At 63.8% G+C, this 15,561-nt stretch carries 11 protein-coding genes; 6 read left to right on the forward strand and 5 right to left on the reverse strand.

Annotated features, from left to right (window positions below; all coding sequences use genetic code 11):
- Positions 1–36: 36 nt before the first annotated feature.
- Genes rhaI through K3A85_RS11850 form a run of 3 tightly spaced genes read right to left on the reverse strand, consistent with a single transcriptional unit; the run spans position 37 to position 4,398 of the window.
- A complete protein-coding gene (rhaI, locus tag K3A85_RS11840; protein ID WP_225206703.1) occupies positions 37–1,341 on the reverse strand; it encodes an L-rhamnose catabolism isomerase in 1,305 nt (434 codons plus the stop codon).
- Positions 1,338–2,264 carry an alpha/beta hydrolase gene (locus K3A85_RS11845; protein ID WP_225206704.1) on the reverse strand — a complete coding sequence of 309 codons (927 nt, stop codon included), beginning with the start codon at positions 2,262–2,264 and terminating at the stop codon, positions 1,338–1,340. Before K3A85_RS11845 ends, rhaI begins: the two co-directional genes overlap by 4 nt.
- A gap of 22 nt (positions 2,265–2,286) precedes the next feature.
- Positions 2,287–4,398 carry a bifunctional rhamnulose-1-phosphate aldolase/short-chain dehydrogenase gene (locus K3A85_RS11850; protein ID WP_225206705.1) on the reverse strand — a complete coding sequence of 704 codons (2,112 nt, stop codon included), beginning with the start codon at positions 4,396–4,398 and terminating at the stop codon, positions 2,287–2,289.
- Between the two features lie 119 nt (positions 4,399–4,517).
- Between K3A85_RS11850 and K3A85_RS11855 the strand changes: the two genes are divergently transcribed.
- From K3A85_RS11855 to K3A85_RS11870, 4 genes are all read left to right on the forward strand, one after another.
- Entirely contained in the window at positions 4,518–5,945 is a 1,428-nt protein-coding gene (locus K3A85_RS11855; protein WP_225206706.1) for an FGGY-family carbohydrate kinase, read from the forward strand.
- On the forward strand, positions 5,942–7,087 hold the full coding sequence (gene lldD, locus K3A85_RS11860; RefSeq protein ID WP_225206707.1) for an FMN-dependent L-lactate dehydrogenase LldD: 1,146 nt from the start codon (positions 5,942–5,944) through the stop codon (positions 7,085–7,087). Before K3A85_RS11855 ends, lldD begins: the two co-directional genes overlap by 4 nt.
- Before the next feature lie 25 nt (positions 7,088–7,112).
- Positions 7,113–8,195: an L-rhamnose/proton symporter RhaT gene (gene rhaT, locus K3A85_RS11865; protein ID WP_225206708.1), complete on the forward strand. Its 1,083-nt coding sequence runs from the start codon at positions 7,113–7,115 to the stop codon at positions 8,193–8,195.
- A 135-nt stretch (positions 8,196–8,330) separates the two neighbouring features.
- Positions 8,331–9,080: a DeoR/GlpR family DNA-binding transcription regulator gene (locus K3A85_RS11870; RefSeq protein WP_318248085.1), complete on the forward strand. Its 750-nt coding sequence runs from the start codon at positions 8,331–8,333 to the stop codon at positions 9,078–9,080.
- A 159-nt stretch (positions 9,081–9,239) separates the two neighbouring features.
- Here K3A85_RS11870 and K3A85_RS11875 read toward each other — a convergent pair whose 3' ends face one another.
- Positions 9,240–10,001 (reverse strand): crotonase/enoyl-CoA hydratase family protein, encoded by a 762-nt coding sequence (locus tag K3A85_RS11875; protein ID WP_225206710.1) that lies wholly within the window; start codon positions 9,999–10,001, stop codon positions 9,240–9,242.
- A gap of 210 nt (positions 10,002–10,211) precedes the next feature.
- Between K3A85_RS11875 and K3A85_RS11880 the strand changes: the two genes are divergently transcribed.
- Positions 10,212–11,435, forward strand: coding sequence for an NADP-dependent isocitrate dehydrogenase (locus K3A85_RS11880; RefSeq protein WP_225206711.1), 1,224 nt, complete (start codon positions 10,212–10,214; stop codon positions 11,433–11,435).
- Between the two features lie 430 nt (positions 11,436–11,865).
- Positions 11,866–14,433 carry a P-loop NTPase gene (locus tag K3A85_RS11885; protein WP_225206712.1) on the forward strand — a complete coding sequence of 856 codons (2,568 nt, stop codon included), beginning with the start codon at positions 11,866–11,868 and terminating at the stop codon, positions 14,431–14,433.
- A 299-nt stretch (positions 14,434–14,732) separates the two neighbouring features.
- On the opposite strand, the gene K3A85_RS11890 is transcribed toward K3A85_RS11885, so the two are convergent.
- Entirely contained in the window at positions 14,733–15,380 is a 648-nt protein-coding gene (locus K3A85_RS11890; protein ID WP_225206713.1) for a GNAT family N-acetyltransferase, read from the reverse strand.
- Positions 15,381–15,561 lie beyond the last annotated feature (181 nt).

Below are 15,561 nucleotides of genomic sequence, written 5' to 3' on the forward strand. Positions count from 1 at the left end.
GCTCACTCCCGAAGTATTCTTGTTATCGTTTGGGTCTCAGACGATGCCCGCGCCCAGGCCCACGGCCTTGCGTTCCTGCGCCTTGCGCCCGCGGTACTGGCTGAGCCGATAGGCTTCGAGCACGTCGATCGCGCCGCCCGCTTCCATCCGCGCCTTGGCCAGGATCGGCGCGACGTCGAGGTTGTAGGCCCGGCGCAGCGCCTGGAACGCCATCATCGTGTCGTTCGATTCCTGCGCAGCATGAAGCGCAGCGCGATCCACCAGCTGCGCCTTGGCGAAGCACTGGGTGATCGTTTCGGCGGACGACAGCATCGATTCGATCGGGTCGGTCACGTTGTGCGACTGGTCGATCATGTAGCTGGGGTTGAAGCCCCCTTCACGTTCATTGGCGCGCGGGTTCAGTTCGGCCTCGACCAGTTCGTTGAACACGAGGAACAGCTGGTGCGGGTTGATCGAGCCGGAATCGAGGTCGTCGTCGCCATACTTGCTGTCGTTGAAGTGGAAGCCGCCCAATTTGCCGAAGCGGTGAAGCCGCGCGACGATCTGCTCGATGTTGACGTTCGGCGCGTGGTGGCCAAGGTCGACGAGGCACTTGGCCTTGGGGCCCAGTTCCTGCGCGGCGAGGATCGAGGAACCCCAGTCGCTGATCACGGTCGAGTAGAACGCCGGCTCGAACATCTTGTGTTCGAGCAGCATGCGCCAGTCCTCGGGCAGCGCCGCATACACCTGCGCCGCCGCATCGAGATAGCGGTCGAGGCTGCGGCCAAGGTCCTGCTGGCCCGGGAAATTGGTGCCATCGCCCACCCACACGGTAAGGTCGGTCGAGCCCAGCTGCTTGCCGATCTCGATGCATTCGATGTTGTGGTCCACCGCCTGCTGGCGTGTCGCAGCATCCTGCGCCGACAGCGAGCCGTTGGCGTAAGTATGCGCCTGCCCCTGCTGGTCCTGGAAGGTGTTCGAATTGACCGCATCGAAGCCGAGGCCGAGACTGGCGGCCTCCTCGCGCAGGGCCTTGTAGTCGCTCACCTTGTCCCACGGGAAGTGCGGCGAAACGCGCGGTGTAACCCGGCTCAATTGCTGGATGACGGCGCAGTCCTCCAGCTTCTCGTGGATGTTGGTCGGCTCGCCGGGGATCGGGAACTTGGCGAAGCGGGTGCCGCCACGCCCCGCGCCCCACGAAGGAACCGCGACCGAGAAGGCAGCGACCTTGTCCTTGATCGCATCGATGTCGATGCCGCTGCGCGCCAGCTTGCGCCCCAATGCGGCGTAGTCGTCCTCCAGCGCCTCGCGGTGCGCCTCGTTGCGCTCCGCGATGAGGTCTGCCGAGATGGGAAGAGTCACTTGCTGTCCTTTCGCGTGAGGAAGCCCTGCATCGAGAGCCACGCGGTGAATTGATCGATCAGGAGAGTGGTGGTCGTGCCGGGGCGGCCCAGGCCGAACCCGTGGTCGCCGGTCTGGTAGCCGTGGATTTCCACCGGACGCTTCGCAGCGAGATAGGCTTGCGCGATCGGAAAGCCCTTGCTGGGGAACAGGCTGTCGTCGAGCGCAATCGCATCGAACATCGGGGGCGCGTCGGCAGGCACCGGCTCGGCATCCTGCGGACCGTAGATGTAGCCGAGGAAGGCCGGGCGCGAAGGCGTGTCGCCATCGAGGCCCACCCGGCGCGTGGTCATCGCGCCTGCCGAAAAGCCCATCATGCCGACGCGCGCCGGGTCGATCCCGTATTGCGCGGCATGGGCGCGGACCCACGCGATCGCAGCCTTGCCATCGGCCGGAGCGGACGACTTGCCCAAGAGGTCGCCGGTCATCGGGTGGCCGACTTCCTTGCCGAGCTGCTCGAACATGAACTTGCCCGCTTCGGCCTCGTCCTTCGGGGTGGGGTTGAGGCGGTACTTGAGCACGAAAGCGGCGATGCCGCGATCGGCCAGCGCGCGCGCCACGTTCCACCCCTCGTGATCCATTGCCAGCAGCATGAACGCCCCGCCCGGCGCGACCACCACTGCCGCGCCCGTGGCCTTCGCCGGATCGGGCAGGACCGGAGTGATGGTAGGCCGGGTGACATTGCGCACGGCAAGGTCGCCACCCATGAACTTGACCCACTGTTCGGTCGCAGCCGAACCGGGCGTCTTGTCGCCATAGAGCGCAATCGCACCCAGTTCGGCCGGCGCGGCCGCCGGCTCAGAGGGCGGTGGCCCCTGCTGCGCGACGGCAGGCGCGGCGATGATGGCTGTCAGGGCAAGCAGAACGGATTTTCTTGTTTTCATTACCTTATCCTCTCCGATCGCGTCAGCGCGTGAAGGCTTGCACGTTGCCCGCATCGACGTTGATCATGTTGCCGGTCGACTTGGCCGATGCCTCCGAACCGAGCCAGTAGGCGGCTTCGGCGATGTCCTCGGGCAGCACGTCGCGCTTGAGCATCGAGCGGTTGCGGTAGTGCGCTTCGAGTTCGTCGCCCGCGTCGATCCCGTTCGAGGCCGCGCGTTCCTTGCGCCAGTCGCCGTCCCAGATCTTGCTGCCGCGGATCACCGCGTCGGGGTTCACGACGTTGACGCGGATGCCGTCGGGCGCGCCTTCCAGCGCAAGGCAGCGCGCGAGGTGGTTGGCCGCCGCCTTGGCCGAGGCATAGGCCGATGCGCCGGCCGCCGCGGCGACCGCGTTCTTGGAGCCGATGAAGACGACCGACGAACCGCCCTGCGCCTTCATCCGCTTGAGCAGCGGCCAGGCGGCGCGGGCGGTGAGGAAATAGCCTTGCGCCAGCACGTCGTAGTTGCGGTTCCACAGCTCGAGCGTGGTCTGCTCGATCGGTGCCGACGAAGCGATGCCGGCATTGGCGACGAGCACGTCCAGCCCGCCGAACTCGCGCGCGGTGTAGTCGAACGCGGCGGCGACCTGCGCTTCGTCGGTCACGTCGCAGGCGATCGCGCGGACCACGTCCTTGCCGTACTGCTGGGCGAAACCGGCGCGCCCCTCCTCCGCCGCATCGGCGTCGCGGTCGGCCAGCACCACGCAGGCGCCTTCGCGCAGGAAGCGCGCGGCCGTCGCCGCGCCGATGCCGCCCGCGCCGCCGGTGACGAGCGCAATCTTGCCGACCATCGGCTTGGGGGCAGGCATCCGCTGCAACTTGGCTTCCTCGAGCAGCCAGTATTCGATGTCGAAGGCTTCCTGCTCGTCGAGCGCGATGTAGTCGCCGATCGCCTCGGCGCCGCGCATGACGTTGATGGCGTTGCCGTAGAATTCACCCGCCAGCCGCGCCGTGGTCTTGTCGGTGGCGAAGGTGATGCGGCCCACGCCCGGCACCAGCACGACCACCGGGTTGGGATCGCGCATCGCCGGGCTGTTGGCGCGCTTGCAGCGCTCGTAATAGGCCGCATAGAGATCGCGATAGGCGGCGATCTGCTCGGCGAGATAGGCATCGTCGGCAAGGCGCGCCGAATCGAGCGTCAGCGGCGCGATCTTGGTGCGCAGGAAGTGGTCCGGGCACGAGGTGCCGAGCGCGGCGAGGCGCTCGAAATCGACCGAGCCAACAAATTCCAGCGCCTCGGCATCATCCGAGTAGTGCCCGAGCTTGCGCCGCGCGCCGGTCATGAAACCGCGCAGGCGGGGCATCAGATCGGCGGCGATGGCGGCGCGATCGGGGTTCGGCGCGACCTTCTGGCCACCGAACGCGGGCTTTTCGGCCAGCTTTGCATTGAGGTACTTCGCCGCATCCGCAATCAGCGACACGGTGTGTTCGTAACAGGCCTTGGCGCTGTCGGCCCAGCAGATGATGCCGTGGCCCGCCAGCATGACGCCCTCGACGCCCGGGTTCGCGGCGACGAAATCGCGCAGCATCACGCCCAGCGTATAGCCCGGGCGCTTCCACGGCAGCCAGCCGATCTTGCCGCCCCAGATTTCCTGCGTCGCCGCTTCCCCGCCCGAGGAGGCCGCCAGCGCGATGATCGCATCGGGGTGGACGTGATCGACGTGCGCGAAGGGCAGCAGCGAGTGCAGCGGCGTGTCGATGCTGGCGGCGCGGCCGTTCAGGTTGAACGTGCAGTGCGGCAGGTAGCCGACCATCCTGTCGTCGTCGTCGGGCCCCGCATAGTGCGCCTCGAGCCCCAGCAGCTTCGATTGATAGAGCGTGGCGAAGCCATCGAGCTTCATCGAACCGATGTCGCCGCCCGATCCCTTCACCCACAGCACTTCGACCTTCTCGCCGGTCAGCGGATCGACGTCCTCCAGCTTGGCCGAGGTATTGCCGCCGCCGAAGTTCGTGACGGTCAGGTCGCTCCCGAGCAGGTTCGAGCGATAGAGCAGCAGTTCCGCGGGACTGAGCGTCGCCGCGACCGAGTCGTCCCAGCGGCTGGCAGGCACCGCGAAGGGGATCGCAGCTGCGGAAATCGAAGTCTGGGCGTTCATGGCATCCCTTTGGGTCATCAGGCCGGCATTGCGCCGCTCGGACGGGCTGCTAACATTTCTACTGGAAATGATCAACAATGATCGTTATTGATCGTTTTAACGCGAACAGGGAGAGCGGCGTGCCGAACGGCACCACCATCGTCATCGATCTGGGCAAGACGCTCAGCAAGGTCAGCCTCTGGGATCTGGACGGGCAGATGCTCGATCGCCAGGTGCGGCCTAACGCGCCGATCGAGGTCGACGGCGTGCGCCGGCTCGATGCAGGCGGCACGGCGCAGTGGCTGCTCGAGACGCTGGCGCGATACGCCGCGCATCCGGTCCGCACGATCGTCCCGGTCGGCCACGGCGCTGCGATCTGCGCGCTCGACCAGGGCCGGCTCGCCTTCGCGCCGCTCGATTACGAGGAAGAGCTGCCGGGCGACCTGCTCGACGAATACCGCGCGGCCCGCGACCCGTTTTCGGTCACAGGCTCTCCGGCCCTTTCCGGCGGCTTGAATCTCGGCGCGCAGCTGTTCTGGATGGAGCGGATCTATCCGCAGGTCATGGCCCGCGCCACGCTCGTCCCCTGGGCGCAATACTGGGCCTTCTTCCTGACCGGCCGCGCGGTGAGCGAGGTGACGAGCCTGGGCTGCCATTCCGACCTGTGGAATCCGCTGGCCAACGACTTCTCGCCGCTCGCCAAGCGCATGGGCTGGGCCGAGAAGCTCAAGCCGGTGGTGCGCGCAAGCGACGTCGTCGGCACGCTGACGGCGGACATCGCGACCGCCACGGGTCTTTCCCCGGACGTCAGGGTGCTGGCCGGCCTGCACGATTCGAACGCCGCGCTGCTGGCCGCGCGCGGCTTTGCCGAGATTGCCGACAACGAAGCGACCGTCCTTTCGACCGGCACCTGGTTCATCGCGATGCGAACACCACGAACGGCGCCGGAACCGGCCGCCCACGCGGCGCTGCTGCCCGAGGCGCGCGATTGCCTCGTCAACGTCGATGCCCATGGAAGTCCGGTCCCCTCGGCGCGCCTCATGGGCGGGCGCGAGATCGAAGCGCTGATCGAGATCGACACCCGCCGGGTCGACATCAAGCCCGATCAGCCGGCGCTCCTCGCCGCGGTGCCCCAGGTGCTGAGGCACAACCGCATGATCCTGCCCACGCTGTGCGGCGGGTGCGGCCCTTACCCCAAGGCGACCTTCACCTGGATCAACCGGCCGGACGACTGGTACGAACGCCGGGCGCTCGCCTGCCTCTACGCCGCGCTGGTTGCCGACACCTCGCTGGACCTCATCGGCGCATCGGAACGCCTGCTGGTCGAGGGGCGCTTTGCCGAAGCCGAAGTCTTCGTGCGCGCGCTCGCCGCGTTGCGCCCCGATTGCCAGGTCTTCACCGCCAACGCGCACAACGATGTCTCGTTCGGTGCCCTGCGGCTGATCGATCCGGGCCTCAAACCGCAGGGCGACCTCGTGCGGGTGCAACCGCTCGATGCCGATCTCGATACCTATCGCCGTCGCTGGCTGGCCGAAGTGGAAGCGACAAACGTGAGCAACGCCGCATGATCGCCGCCTCGATCCCCGACTACCGCGAGCTTGCCCGCAAGCGGCTGCCACGCTTCCTGTTCGAATACATCGACGGCGGCTCCTATGCGGAAGTCACGCTGCGCCGGAACATCGCCGATCTCGAAAACGTCGCGCTGCGCCAGCGGGTGCTGCGCGATATGTCGCGCCTCGACCTTTCGACCGAGCTGTTCGGCCAGAAACTGGCCTTGCCCGTGGCGCTGGCGCCGATCGGGCTTGCCGGGATGAACGCGCGTCGCGGCGAATGCCAGGCGGTGCGCGCCGCCGAAACCGCGGGCATTCCCTTTACCCTCTCGACCGTCTCGGCCTGCTCGATGGCCGAAGTCGCGCGCGCCGCCAGCCGGCCGTTCTGGTTCCAGCTCTACATGATCCGTGACCGCGGCTTCATCCGCGAGCTGTTGCAGGAAGCGGTCGAGCGCAAGTGCTCGACGCTGGTCTTCACCGTCGACATGCCAGTGCCGGGCAGCCGCTACCGCGATTACCACTCGGGCCTCGCCGGTGCGCCGGGTCTGCGCGGTGCCATGCGCCGCGCGATGCAGGGCGCCCTGAAGCCCGACTGGGCATGGGATGTCGGCGTGATGGGGCGGCCGCACGCGCTCGGGAACGTCGCGCACAAGCTGCAGGGCAAGACCGGGATCGAAGACTTCTTCGCCTGGATGCGTCAGAACTTCGACAATTCGATCGCGTGGAAGGACCTCGATTTCATCCGCTCGGAATGGACCGGGCCGTTGGTGATCAAGGGCCTGCTCGATCCCGAGGACGCGCGCGAAGCCGCCGCCCTCGGCGCCGACGGGATCGTCGTTTCGAACCACGGCGGCCGGCAGCTCGATGGCGTGCTGTCCACCGCACGGGCGCTGCCGCCCATTGCCGAGGCGGTCGGCGACCGGCTGACCGTGCTGGCCGATGGCGGCGTGCGCTCGGGTCTCGATGTCCTGCGCATGCTGGCGCTCGGGGCCAAGGGCGTCCTGCTGGGCCGGGCCTGGGCCTTCGCCCTTGCCGCGCGCGGGCAGGCCGGGGTCGAACACATGCTCCGCCTGATCGAAGCGGAAATGCGCGTCGCGATGACGCTGACCGGCGTCGCCTCCATTGCCGAGATCGACCGGTCGATCCTCGCACAACGATAAGAACGACAAGGAAGGGATTGGATCGATGGGCGGGAACCCGTTGCTGGGCGTGCTTTTCCACTGGATCGGAGGGTTTTCCTCGGCCAGCTTCTACGTGCCTTACAAGCGCATCCAGCGCTGGTCGTGGGAAGTGTTCTGGCTCGCCGGCGGCCTGTTCTCGTGGGCCATCGCACCCTGGGCCTTCGCCGCGCTGCGCACCGAGGACCTGCTCGGGGTGCTCGCTGCAACCCCGCACGAAACGCTCGCCTGGTGCTGGTTCTGGGGCGCGATGTGGGGCTTTGGCGGCCTCACCTTCGGGCTGACCATGCGCTATCTCGGCCTCTCGCTGGGCATGGCCGTCGCACTCGGCCTCACCACCGTGATCGGCACGATGGGGCCTCCGATCTTTCATGGCACCATCGGCGAGATCGCGGCCAAGTCCAGCGGGCAACTCACCCTGCTCGGCATTCTCGTCACCCTCGTCGGCATCGTCGTGGTCGCGCGCGCCGGCAATGCCAAGGAGCAGGACCTCGGCGGCCGGGCCTCCGAAGGCGTCGCCGAATTCGATCTGCGCAAGGGCCTGCTGATCGCGGTCTTCTCGGGCTGCATGTCGGGCTGCTTTGCCTGGGGGCTCGATGCCGGCCAGCCGATCCGTGACCTCACTCTTGCCGCCGGCACCGATCCGCTGAGCCAGGGCCTGCCGGTGCTGTGCGTCGTCCTTGCCGGTGGCCTCACCACCAACCTGCTGTGGTGCGCCTGGCTGATCGGCAGGAACCGCAGCTTCGGCCAGTTCTTCGGCGCCGTCTCCGATCCCCAGAACGGCGGGCGGGCGCCGCTGCTCGCCAACTGGCTGCTGGCCGCGCTGGGCGGCACGCTGTGGTACGGGCAGTTCTTCTTCTACACGATGGGCGAAAGCCAGATGGGGCGCTTCGGCTTCTCGTCCTGGACGCTGCACATGGCCTCGATCATCCTGTTTTCGACGCTGTGGGGCTTCGCGCTCAAGGAATGGAAGGGCGCAAGCGCCCGCACCCGCCGGCTCGTCTGGACCGGCATCGGCCTCCTCGTCGGCGCGACCGTGGTGATCGGCCTCGGCAACATGATCGACGCCGCAGCGGCGGGAACGCCGTAGGGGCACGCCGCAGTGGAAGGGCGCGGGCGCGGCGCGTCAGAAACGATAGAATTCGCTCAACCGTTACGGCATAGGCTCGAGAGCGAGGGTTTTCAGGGGCCGAAGGACGAGATGCACGCAGCCGAACGCGAACGAATGATCATCGACGCCCTGCGCCCCACCGGCTTCATCAGCTACCGGGATCTCGAGGCGCTGCTCGATGCCTCCCCCGCCACGATCCGGCGCGATCTCACGCGGCTGGAGGAAGAGGGCAAGCTGGTCCGCGTCCACGGGGGCGCCAAGCAGCGCGAGGACGAAGCGAACGCGCGCAACCTCCTCGGCACGCCCTTCGACCAGAACATCACCAGGAACCTCGCGTCCAAGCAGGCCATCGGCAAGGCCGCCGCCGCCTTGTGCCGCCCGGGCGAAGCGGTAATGATCGATGGCGGCTCGACCACCTTGCAGATGTGCCCGCACCTCGACGGGCTGGGCCTCCAGGTCCTGACCAATTCGCTGCACATCGTGAACGCCCTGCTGGGTCAGTCGAGCACGCGCATTCTCGTCCCCTCGGGCGCCGTGTTCCGCGAGCAGAACATCATCCTGGCGCCGGCCGGCGAGGAATCGATGCCCCGCTTCCATGCCCCGCGCCTGTTCATGGGCGCGGCCGGGGTCGGACACCAGGGCGTCATGCAGGCCGACCCGGTGCTGGTCGCGGCCGAGCGCCGGCTGATCGATCGCGCCGAGAAGGTCATCCTTCTGGTCGACAGCAGCAAGTTCAGCACCGAATCGGGCAACATCGTGTGCGGGCTGTCGGAAGTGGACATCCTCATCACCGACAGCAACATCCCCGCACGGTTCCGCTCCTTCGTGCAAGATGCGGGGATCGAGCTGATCGAATGCCGATGACTTGGCCGGTCATCCCGAAAGACTGCGCGCGCAAAGCCCCGCTCCGGCGGGGCTTTTCGTTGCCGCCCCGCACCACCTCGGCCCCGCCCCCCGCGACCCGCAAACGAAAAGGGCCCCGCCGCAGCGGAGCCCCTCGCCTTCGTTGCAGGACGGCGGCGCTTACTTGCCCTGCCAGTTCGGCTTGCGCTTCTCGGCAAAGGCCGCGGCGCCTTCGCGCGCGTCGCTCGAGGAGAACACCGGCGCGATGTATTCCTGCTGCTTCTTCCACATCTCCGCCTCGGTCCACTCGTGCGAATCGCGGATGATGCCCTTCGACGCGATCAGCGCCAGCGGCCCGTTCTCGGCGACGCGCGCGGCGAGCGCCTTGGCCGCATCGAGCGCCGGGCCTTCGCTGATCTGGTTGATGAAGCCCAGGTCATAGGCGCGGCTGGCGTCGATGAAGTCGCCGGTCAGCGCAAGCTCCATCGCGATCCGCGGCGGGATCTGGCGCGGCAGCTTGATCAGCCCGCCCGCGGCGGCGGCAAGCCCGCGCTTGGCTTCGGGGATGCCGAACTTGGCGTTCGCATTGGCGACGATCAGGTCGCAGGCGAGCGCCAGCTCCATGCCGCCCGCCAGCGCATAGCCGTCGATCGCGGCGATCACCGGCTTCTTCGGGCTCCATTCCGACAGGCCGCCGAAGCCGCGCCCCGGGATCGACGGCGATTCGCCGCGCAGGAAGCCCTTGAGGTCCATGCCCGAACAGAACGTGCCGCCGGCGCCCGTCAGGATCGCGCAGCGCAGGTCGGTCTCGGCATCGAGGCGGTCCATCGCCGCGGCGATGCCCTCGGCCGCGGCCTTGGTCATCGCGTTCTTGGCCTCGGGGCGGTTGATGGTGACGACAAGGACATTGCCGTCGACTTCGGTCAGGACTTCTTCGCTCATCCTTCAGGTTCCCTCTGGTTGGTCGCTCGCGGCATTTAACCGCTTGCTTAAATCCTTGGCCCGGATCGCGCGCCCTGTCCAGTGCGAACAGGCCGCCGAGCCGGCGCCGAAAGGGCCCAGCCGCGCGGTTCCGCCCGTCTTGCACGCCCCGCAACCTCTGCTAAGGGAAGGCGAAACCTCCCCGGAACCCACAGCACAGACAGGACGGACATGGCGAAGATCAAGGTGAAGAACCCGGTCGTCGAACTCGACGGCGACGAAATGACCCGGATCATCTGGCAGTGGATTCGCGAGCGCCTGATCCTCCCCTACCTCGACATCGACCTGAAGTACTACGACCTCTCGGTCGAGAAGCGCGACGAGACCGGCGACCAGATCACCATCGATTCCGCCAACGCGATCAAGCAGTACGGCGTCGGCGTGAAGTGCGCGACGATCACCCCGGACGAAGCCCGCGTCGAGGAGTTCAAGCTCAAGAAGATGTGGAAGTCGCCCAACGGCACGATCCGCAACATCCTCGGCGGCGTCGTCTTCCGCGAACCGATCGTGATCCAGAACGTGCCGCGCCTCGTGCCCGGCTGGACCGACCCGATCGTCGTCGGCCGCCACGCCTTCGGCGACCAGTACCGCGCGACCGACACGCTGATCCCGGGCCCCGGCAAGCTGCGCCTCGTCTGGGACGGCGAGAACGGCGAGAAGATCGACCTCGACGTGTTCGACTTCCCCAGCGCCGGCGTCGCCATGGCGATGTACAACCTCGACGATTCGATCCGCGACTTCGCCCGCGCCTCGTTCAACTACGGCCTCGGCCTCGGCTGGCCGGTGTACCTTTCGACCAAGAACACCATCCTCAAGGCCTATGACGGCCGCTTCAAGGACCTGTTCCAGGAAGTGTTCGACAACGAAGGCTTCGCCGAGAAGTTCAAGGCCGCCGGCATCGTCTACGAACACCGCCTGATCGACGACATGGTCGCCTCGGCGCTCAAGTGGTCGGGCAAGTTCGTCTGGGCCTGCAAGAACTACGACGGCGACGTCCAGTCCGACACCGTGGCGCAAGGCTTCGGCTCCTTGGGCCTGATGACCTCGGTGCTGATGACGCCCGATGGCAAGACCGTCGAGGCCGAGGCCGCGCACGGCACCGTGACGCGCCACTACCGCCAGCACCAGCAGGGCAAGCAGACCTCGACCAACCCGATCGCCTCGATCTTCGCCTGGACCCGCGGCCTGATCTACCGTGGGCGTTTCGACGAGACCCCCGAAGTGGTCAGGTTCGCCGAAACGCTCGAGCGCATCTGCATCGAGACGGTCGAGAGCGGCAAGATGACCAAGGACTTGGCCCTGCTCATCGGCCCCGACCAGGCCTGGATGACCACCGAGCAGTTCTTCGAAGCGATCGTCCAGAACCTCGAAGCCGAAATGGCCAACTGGGCCTGAGCGGAAACGCAGCGCTGAGACGAAAAAGCCCCGGAGCGATCCGGGGCTTTTTTTCCTGTCGCGGCAAGACCGTGCGATTTAGCAACGACTTTCGGGAGAGACACTTGCCACCCTTGGATTGCCCCCAAGAGGCGAACTACGTCGGGAACCGCCACCGCCTACCACCGCCACAGCAAACTGTGGGTATAAGTGCGTCCCCTCTCCGACCCCAAAGCAACGAGATGAGGCGCAGGTTAGTACGTCACGATGTCACAACCACAAATCTCGGCATGCACAGACTGTGATTTGAGAATGATCATACGCCGATGCTACGCGGTTAGATCCTTTCCTGCAACGATACTCGTAAATTACGAAACTTGATCGGGGCCCTTGACGCGCTGAACTTCTTCCTTGAAGCTAGCAGGCAAAGACGGCACGAAGGGAGCCCCAATTGTTTGCCATTAGCGACCAAGACGCACGCTTTTTGAACAACTCCATTGCACTAGGAGAAGCTATCGTTGTCCTAGGCGCAGGTGCCTCCTTCACCTCCAAAAATGCGCAGAACAAGCCAGTTGCCCAAGCAGAAAATTTGTCTCGCATTATCGCGGAGCGGGCTGGCCTCCCTTATGAAGGTGAGGTACTTCCTTTAGTCCTGTCTGCTGTAACAGGACGAATACTAAGTGAACCTCAGCTCCATGCAATATATAAGCGCGAATACACTAAGGTAGAACCATCCTCCGAATTGGTTAGCCTATTCAGTTATACTTGGAAACGCATATACACTTGGTGTATTGACGACGCTCTAGATAATGTACAAGGGCGCCGCGCTCAACGTTTCAAGTTCCGCAATGGAATGACCGACCCGGTTGTAGATGAAGACGACCTCGCGTATCTTCAGATAATCAAGCTTCATGGCGACGCCAATCGGCCCGACCTTGGCCTTATAATGAGTGAAGCTGAGTACAGTCGAACGTTGGCACTAGGTAAGCACGCTTGGTATGCTCAAGCTGGGAACGATTATGTAAACTACACACCAATATTTATTGGAAGTCGACTAGCTGAACCAATATTGTCCGCTGAACTGGAAAGGGCGAAGCGCGGATCTGGCGATACAGGCCTAGGTAAAGCATTTTTAATCACACCCGATGTCCTTTCGCAAATCGAACGCAACAGCTTCGCAGCTCGTGGGATCACCCACATCCAGGCGACATTGGGAGACTTCACCGATTGGCTAAAGCTTCAATTTCCGAGCGGCCTCTCGCCTAAAGACGTGCTATCTAAGGCCAATAACTTTACTAATGACGACCAACTTTCAAATTTAAACAGCGAAGACATTGGCATTGCGCATTCCCTTTTTCCGATCGATGCAACGGCATTAGCAACAAGAGCTGCGACTTATAACCGCGCCGATCATGAACGCGATGCGCGCAACTTCCTACGAGGATCGCCACCGAACTGGGTAATAGCAGCTTCAGACATTCCTGTTTGGCTTAAGCCGACAGACGAACTCTTTGCCGCTTTAAGCGGTGCTGTAGAACAGCGAGCACGTCTTTTCGTAGCAATCGGCCAGTCCGGGAGTGGCAAAACCACAAGCCTTCTCCAAGCGCTGCTACGCTATGGCCGGGAAAACCCGCAAGTTCCAATTTACGAACTTAGAGGTAGCGTACGATCTGTTAAAGCTGTTCTATCGTTGCTTAAGCGGCTTCATGACCGGCAAGTAGTCCTATATGTTGGCGATCTTTTTATTTACGGTGACTCATTTTCAGAAGACCTTTCCTCGATTGAGGCTGGGCGTGTGACAGTTGTGTCAACGGCACGAACCGGAGAATGGCGTGATCGACTTTCAAGAAGAGTCGGCACGATATCTTCGACCCACGACTTCTCCCGATTCACAAATGATGACTACGCGCCGCTTGTGGATAGACTACTTAAGTATGTACCTGCCCCCGCGTTTGCGAAGCTTCCAAGGAAAGAGCAATTACATAAACTAAAAAAGTCCAAAGAGCAGCTACTAATTGCCCTCCGTGAAGCAACATCCTCAGAAAGCTTTAATGAAACTATTAAGAACGAGTTTTCAAAGCTGCCAGATCGCGACACCAAACTGTTCGTCGTCGTTTGCGCAATCGCAACTCTTGCACGCGTCGGTTTGCCCGTTGGTACTTCCAAGGAGGTGTTCCAAAAAATCAGTGAGGTCAGATCCTATGGCGAGGCGGAAGACGCTGCTTCAGGCATTGTCTCTCGGCTTCCCGACGGAAGGCTCCATGCGCGACACGAACTATATGTCAGACATATCATCGACAATGTCGTGAGCATAGACGACATTGTTGATTGCCAAATAGCCCTCCTTGAAAGTTTCACTAAGTTCGCAGTCCCGGTAGTCAAATCACTGAATCGCCTTGACGCTGCGCTGTTTAGATTTTGTCTAAACAACGATTTTGTGTTTCAGCAGTGTATTAAACGCGGGAATAAGTTCGCTGGCCGCAGATTATACTCCCACTTCGAAATACAGTTCCAGCTTGATGGACACTTTTGGTTGCAATTTGGCCTCTATTTGAGATCGTGCGGAGAATACACCGAGGCTTTGGATAAACTCACAAAATCTATTCAAGCCTACCCGGAGAATCCGTTCGCTGTTCATGCGTTGGCGGAGCTAAAGTTGCAGGTCGCTTACAAGCGGCCCGTTTTTGATGAGGTCGCAGCCGAGCTGACTAGCTCAGCAGTTCAAAGTTTGCTTGAGCTTGACGCTTCCAGCGGTATCGAAAACGACCAGTATCCAATGGTCACGCTCCTAAATCTGCATATCGGTCTGCTAATAAAGCATAAAATGAATTCCGATGCAAGAACTCATGCCAAGACCTACTACGATCGCCTAAGAATACTGGAAAGGCAGGGTGCTGGCGGTTTTGTCTCCGCGGCGAAGGAGAAAGCTTTTAGATTTGCGACAACGGGCGAATGGGAAGAGAATGGGCGCAATGACCGGCAACGCGGGCAACAGTCTCGACGTCGATTACGCAGGTAGCAGAGACACTTCTGAAAAGGTTGGAGAAGGATAACCTAGCAACCCAGTTCACAACCGCATGGTTACGACACTGCTTGCAGATTGGGCATTCTTCCGCCCTATCGATGGCAGGCGCCCTTGTCGGCAGTGACGCTTGGGGAAGGAGACCACCCACTTGGATGACGGAGATGGGATGGCGTTGCCAAAGGTCTGAGTTCATCAGGTTAATTGTCAGCTTTTTTAGGTCCGGACATGAGATAGTCGCCTGAGAGCGAGGATTTATTCGCGTGGCCACCGCCCTAGCGCCCTTATGCACTAGCTCACCCCTCCCTCACCCCCGTCACATTGTCCGACAGCACCTCCCACCCCAGCGTGGCGTAGAGCGCGCGGCCGGCGTCGGTTGCGACCAGCAGTTCCACGGCGGCGGGATCGCGGCGGGTGGTGTGGAGGGTCTGCATCAGCACCTGGCCGAGGCCCTTGCGGCGATGCGCGGGGTCGGTGGCGATCCGGTCGTAGACGAACGCGCCGCCCATCTCCGCGGCATGACCGCTCGCGGCGACATCGCCTGCGGCGGTCATGATCCGCGCGTGGCTCACCGTGCCGCCTGCGCGCTCCGCCGTCGCGATCGTCACGCGGTAGCCCTCGGGCACGGGCCGGACCGGCGACGCTCCGGTGGCGCGCATGACATGGGCGGTGGGCGGCATGGTCCAGCCCTCGGGCAGCGCCGCGCGCAAACGCTCGGGCGGGGCACAGACCTTCACGAAGCGGCGCGGCGCGCGGATCATCTCGACGAGCACCGCGACTTCGGGCCCCATGCGGGGAAAGACCCAGCGCACCGCCTCGGCTTCGCTCGCCGTATCGACCCGCCAGCCGCCCCGGTCCCCCACCGGCGCGGGCAGCCCGCGCGCCAGCGAACGCGCGGCAAGCCAGCCGTGCAGCCACTCCGGATCGACGCCCTCGCCCGCCATGCCGCCTCCCGTCAAAGCCCGGTCCCTGCGCCCCAAGAATTTCTGACGAATGCGTCAGTTATAATCTTGCATATGCAACGAATCCCTCGCGCTGTCCTACAGGCCGCCACCCTGCTATCATCCCGCTCGCTTCGCTCTTTGACCTGTTGAAAACGCGCGGGAATCCGGTCTGGTCCGGCCG

The sequence above is a fragment of the Novosphingobium huizhouense genome (assembly GCF_020179475.1).
GTDB lineage: Bacteria > Pseudomonadota > Alphaproteobacteria > Sphingomonadales > Sphingomonadaceae > Novosphingobium > Novosphingobium huizhouense.

What these genes read in the sequence shown, in the direction of transcription:
- K3A85_RS11845 (WP_225206704.1), bottom strand. Translation starts at nt 2,264, where the DNA reads ATGAAAACAAGAAAATCCGTTCTGCTTGCCCTGACAGCCATCATCGCC.
- K3A85_RS11850 (WP_225206705.1), bottom strand. Translation starts at nt 4,398, where the DNA reads ATGAACGCCCAGACTTCGATTTCCGCAGCTGCGATCCCCTTCGCGGTG.
- lldD (WP_225206707.1), top strand. Translation starts at nt 5,942, where the DNA reads ATGATCGCCGCCTCGATCCCCGACTACCGCGAGCTTGCCCGCAAGCGG.
- rhaT (WP_225206708.1), top strand. Translation starts at nt 7,113, where the DNA reads ATGGGCGGGAACCCGTTGCTGGGCGTGCTTTTCCACTGGATCGGAGGG.
- K3A85_RS11870 (WP_318248085.1), top strand. Translation starts at nt 8,331, where the DNA reads ATGATCATCGACGCCCTGCGCCCCACCGGCTTCATCAGCTACCGGGAT.
- K3A85_RS11875 (WP_225206710.1), bottom strand. Translation starts at nt 10,001, where the DNA reads ATGAGCGAAGAAGTCCTGACCGAAGTCGACGGCAATGTCCTTGTCGTC.
- K3A85_RS11880 (WP_225206711.1), top strand. Translation starts at nt 10,212, where the DNA reads ATGGCGAAGATCAAGGTGAAGAACCCGGTCGTCGAACTCGACGGCGAC.
- K3A85_RS11890 (WP_225206713.1), bottom strand. Translation starts at nt 15,380, where the DNA reads ATGGCGGGCGAGGGCGTCGATCCGGAGTGGCTGCACGGCTGGCTTGCC.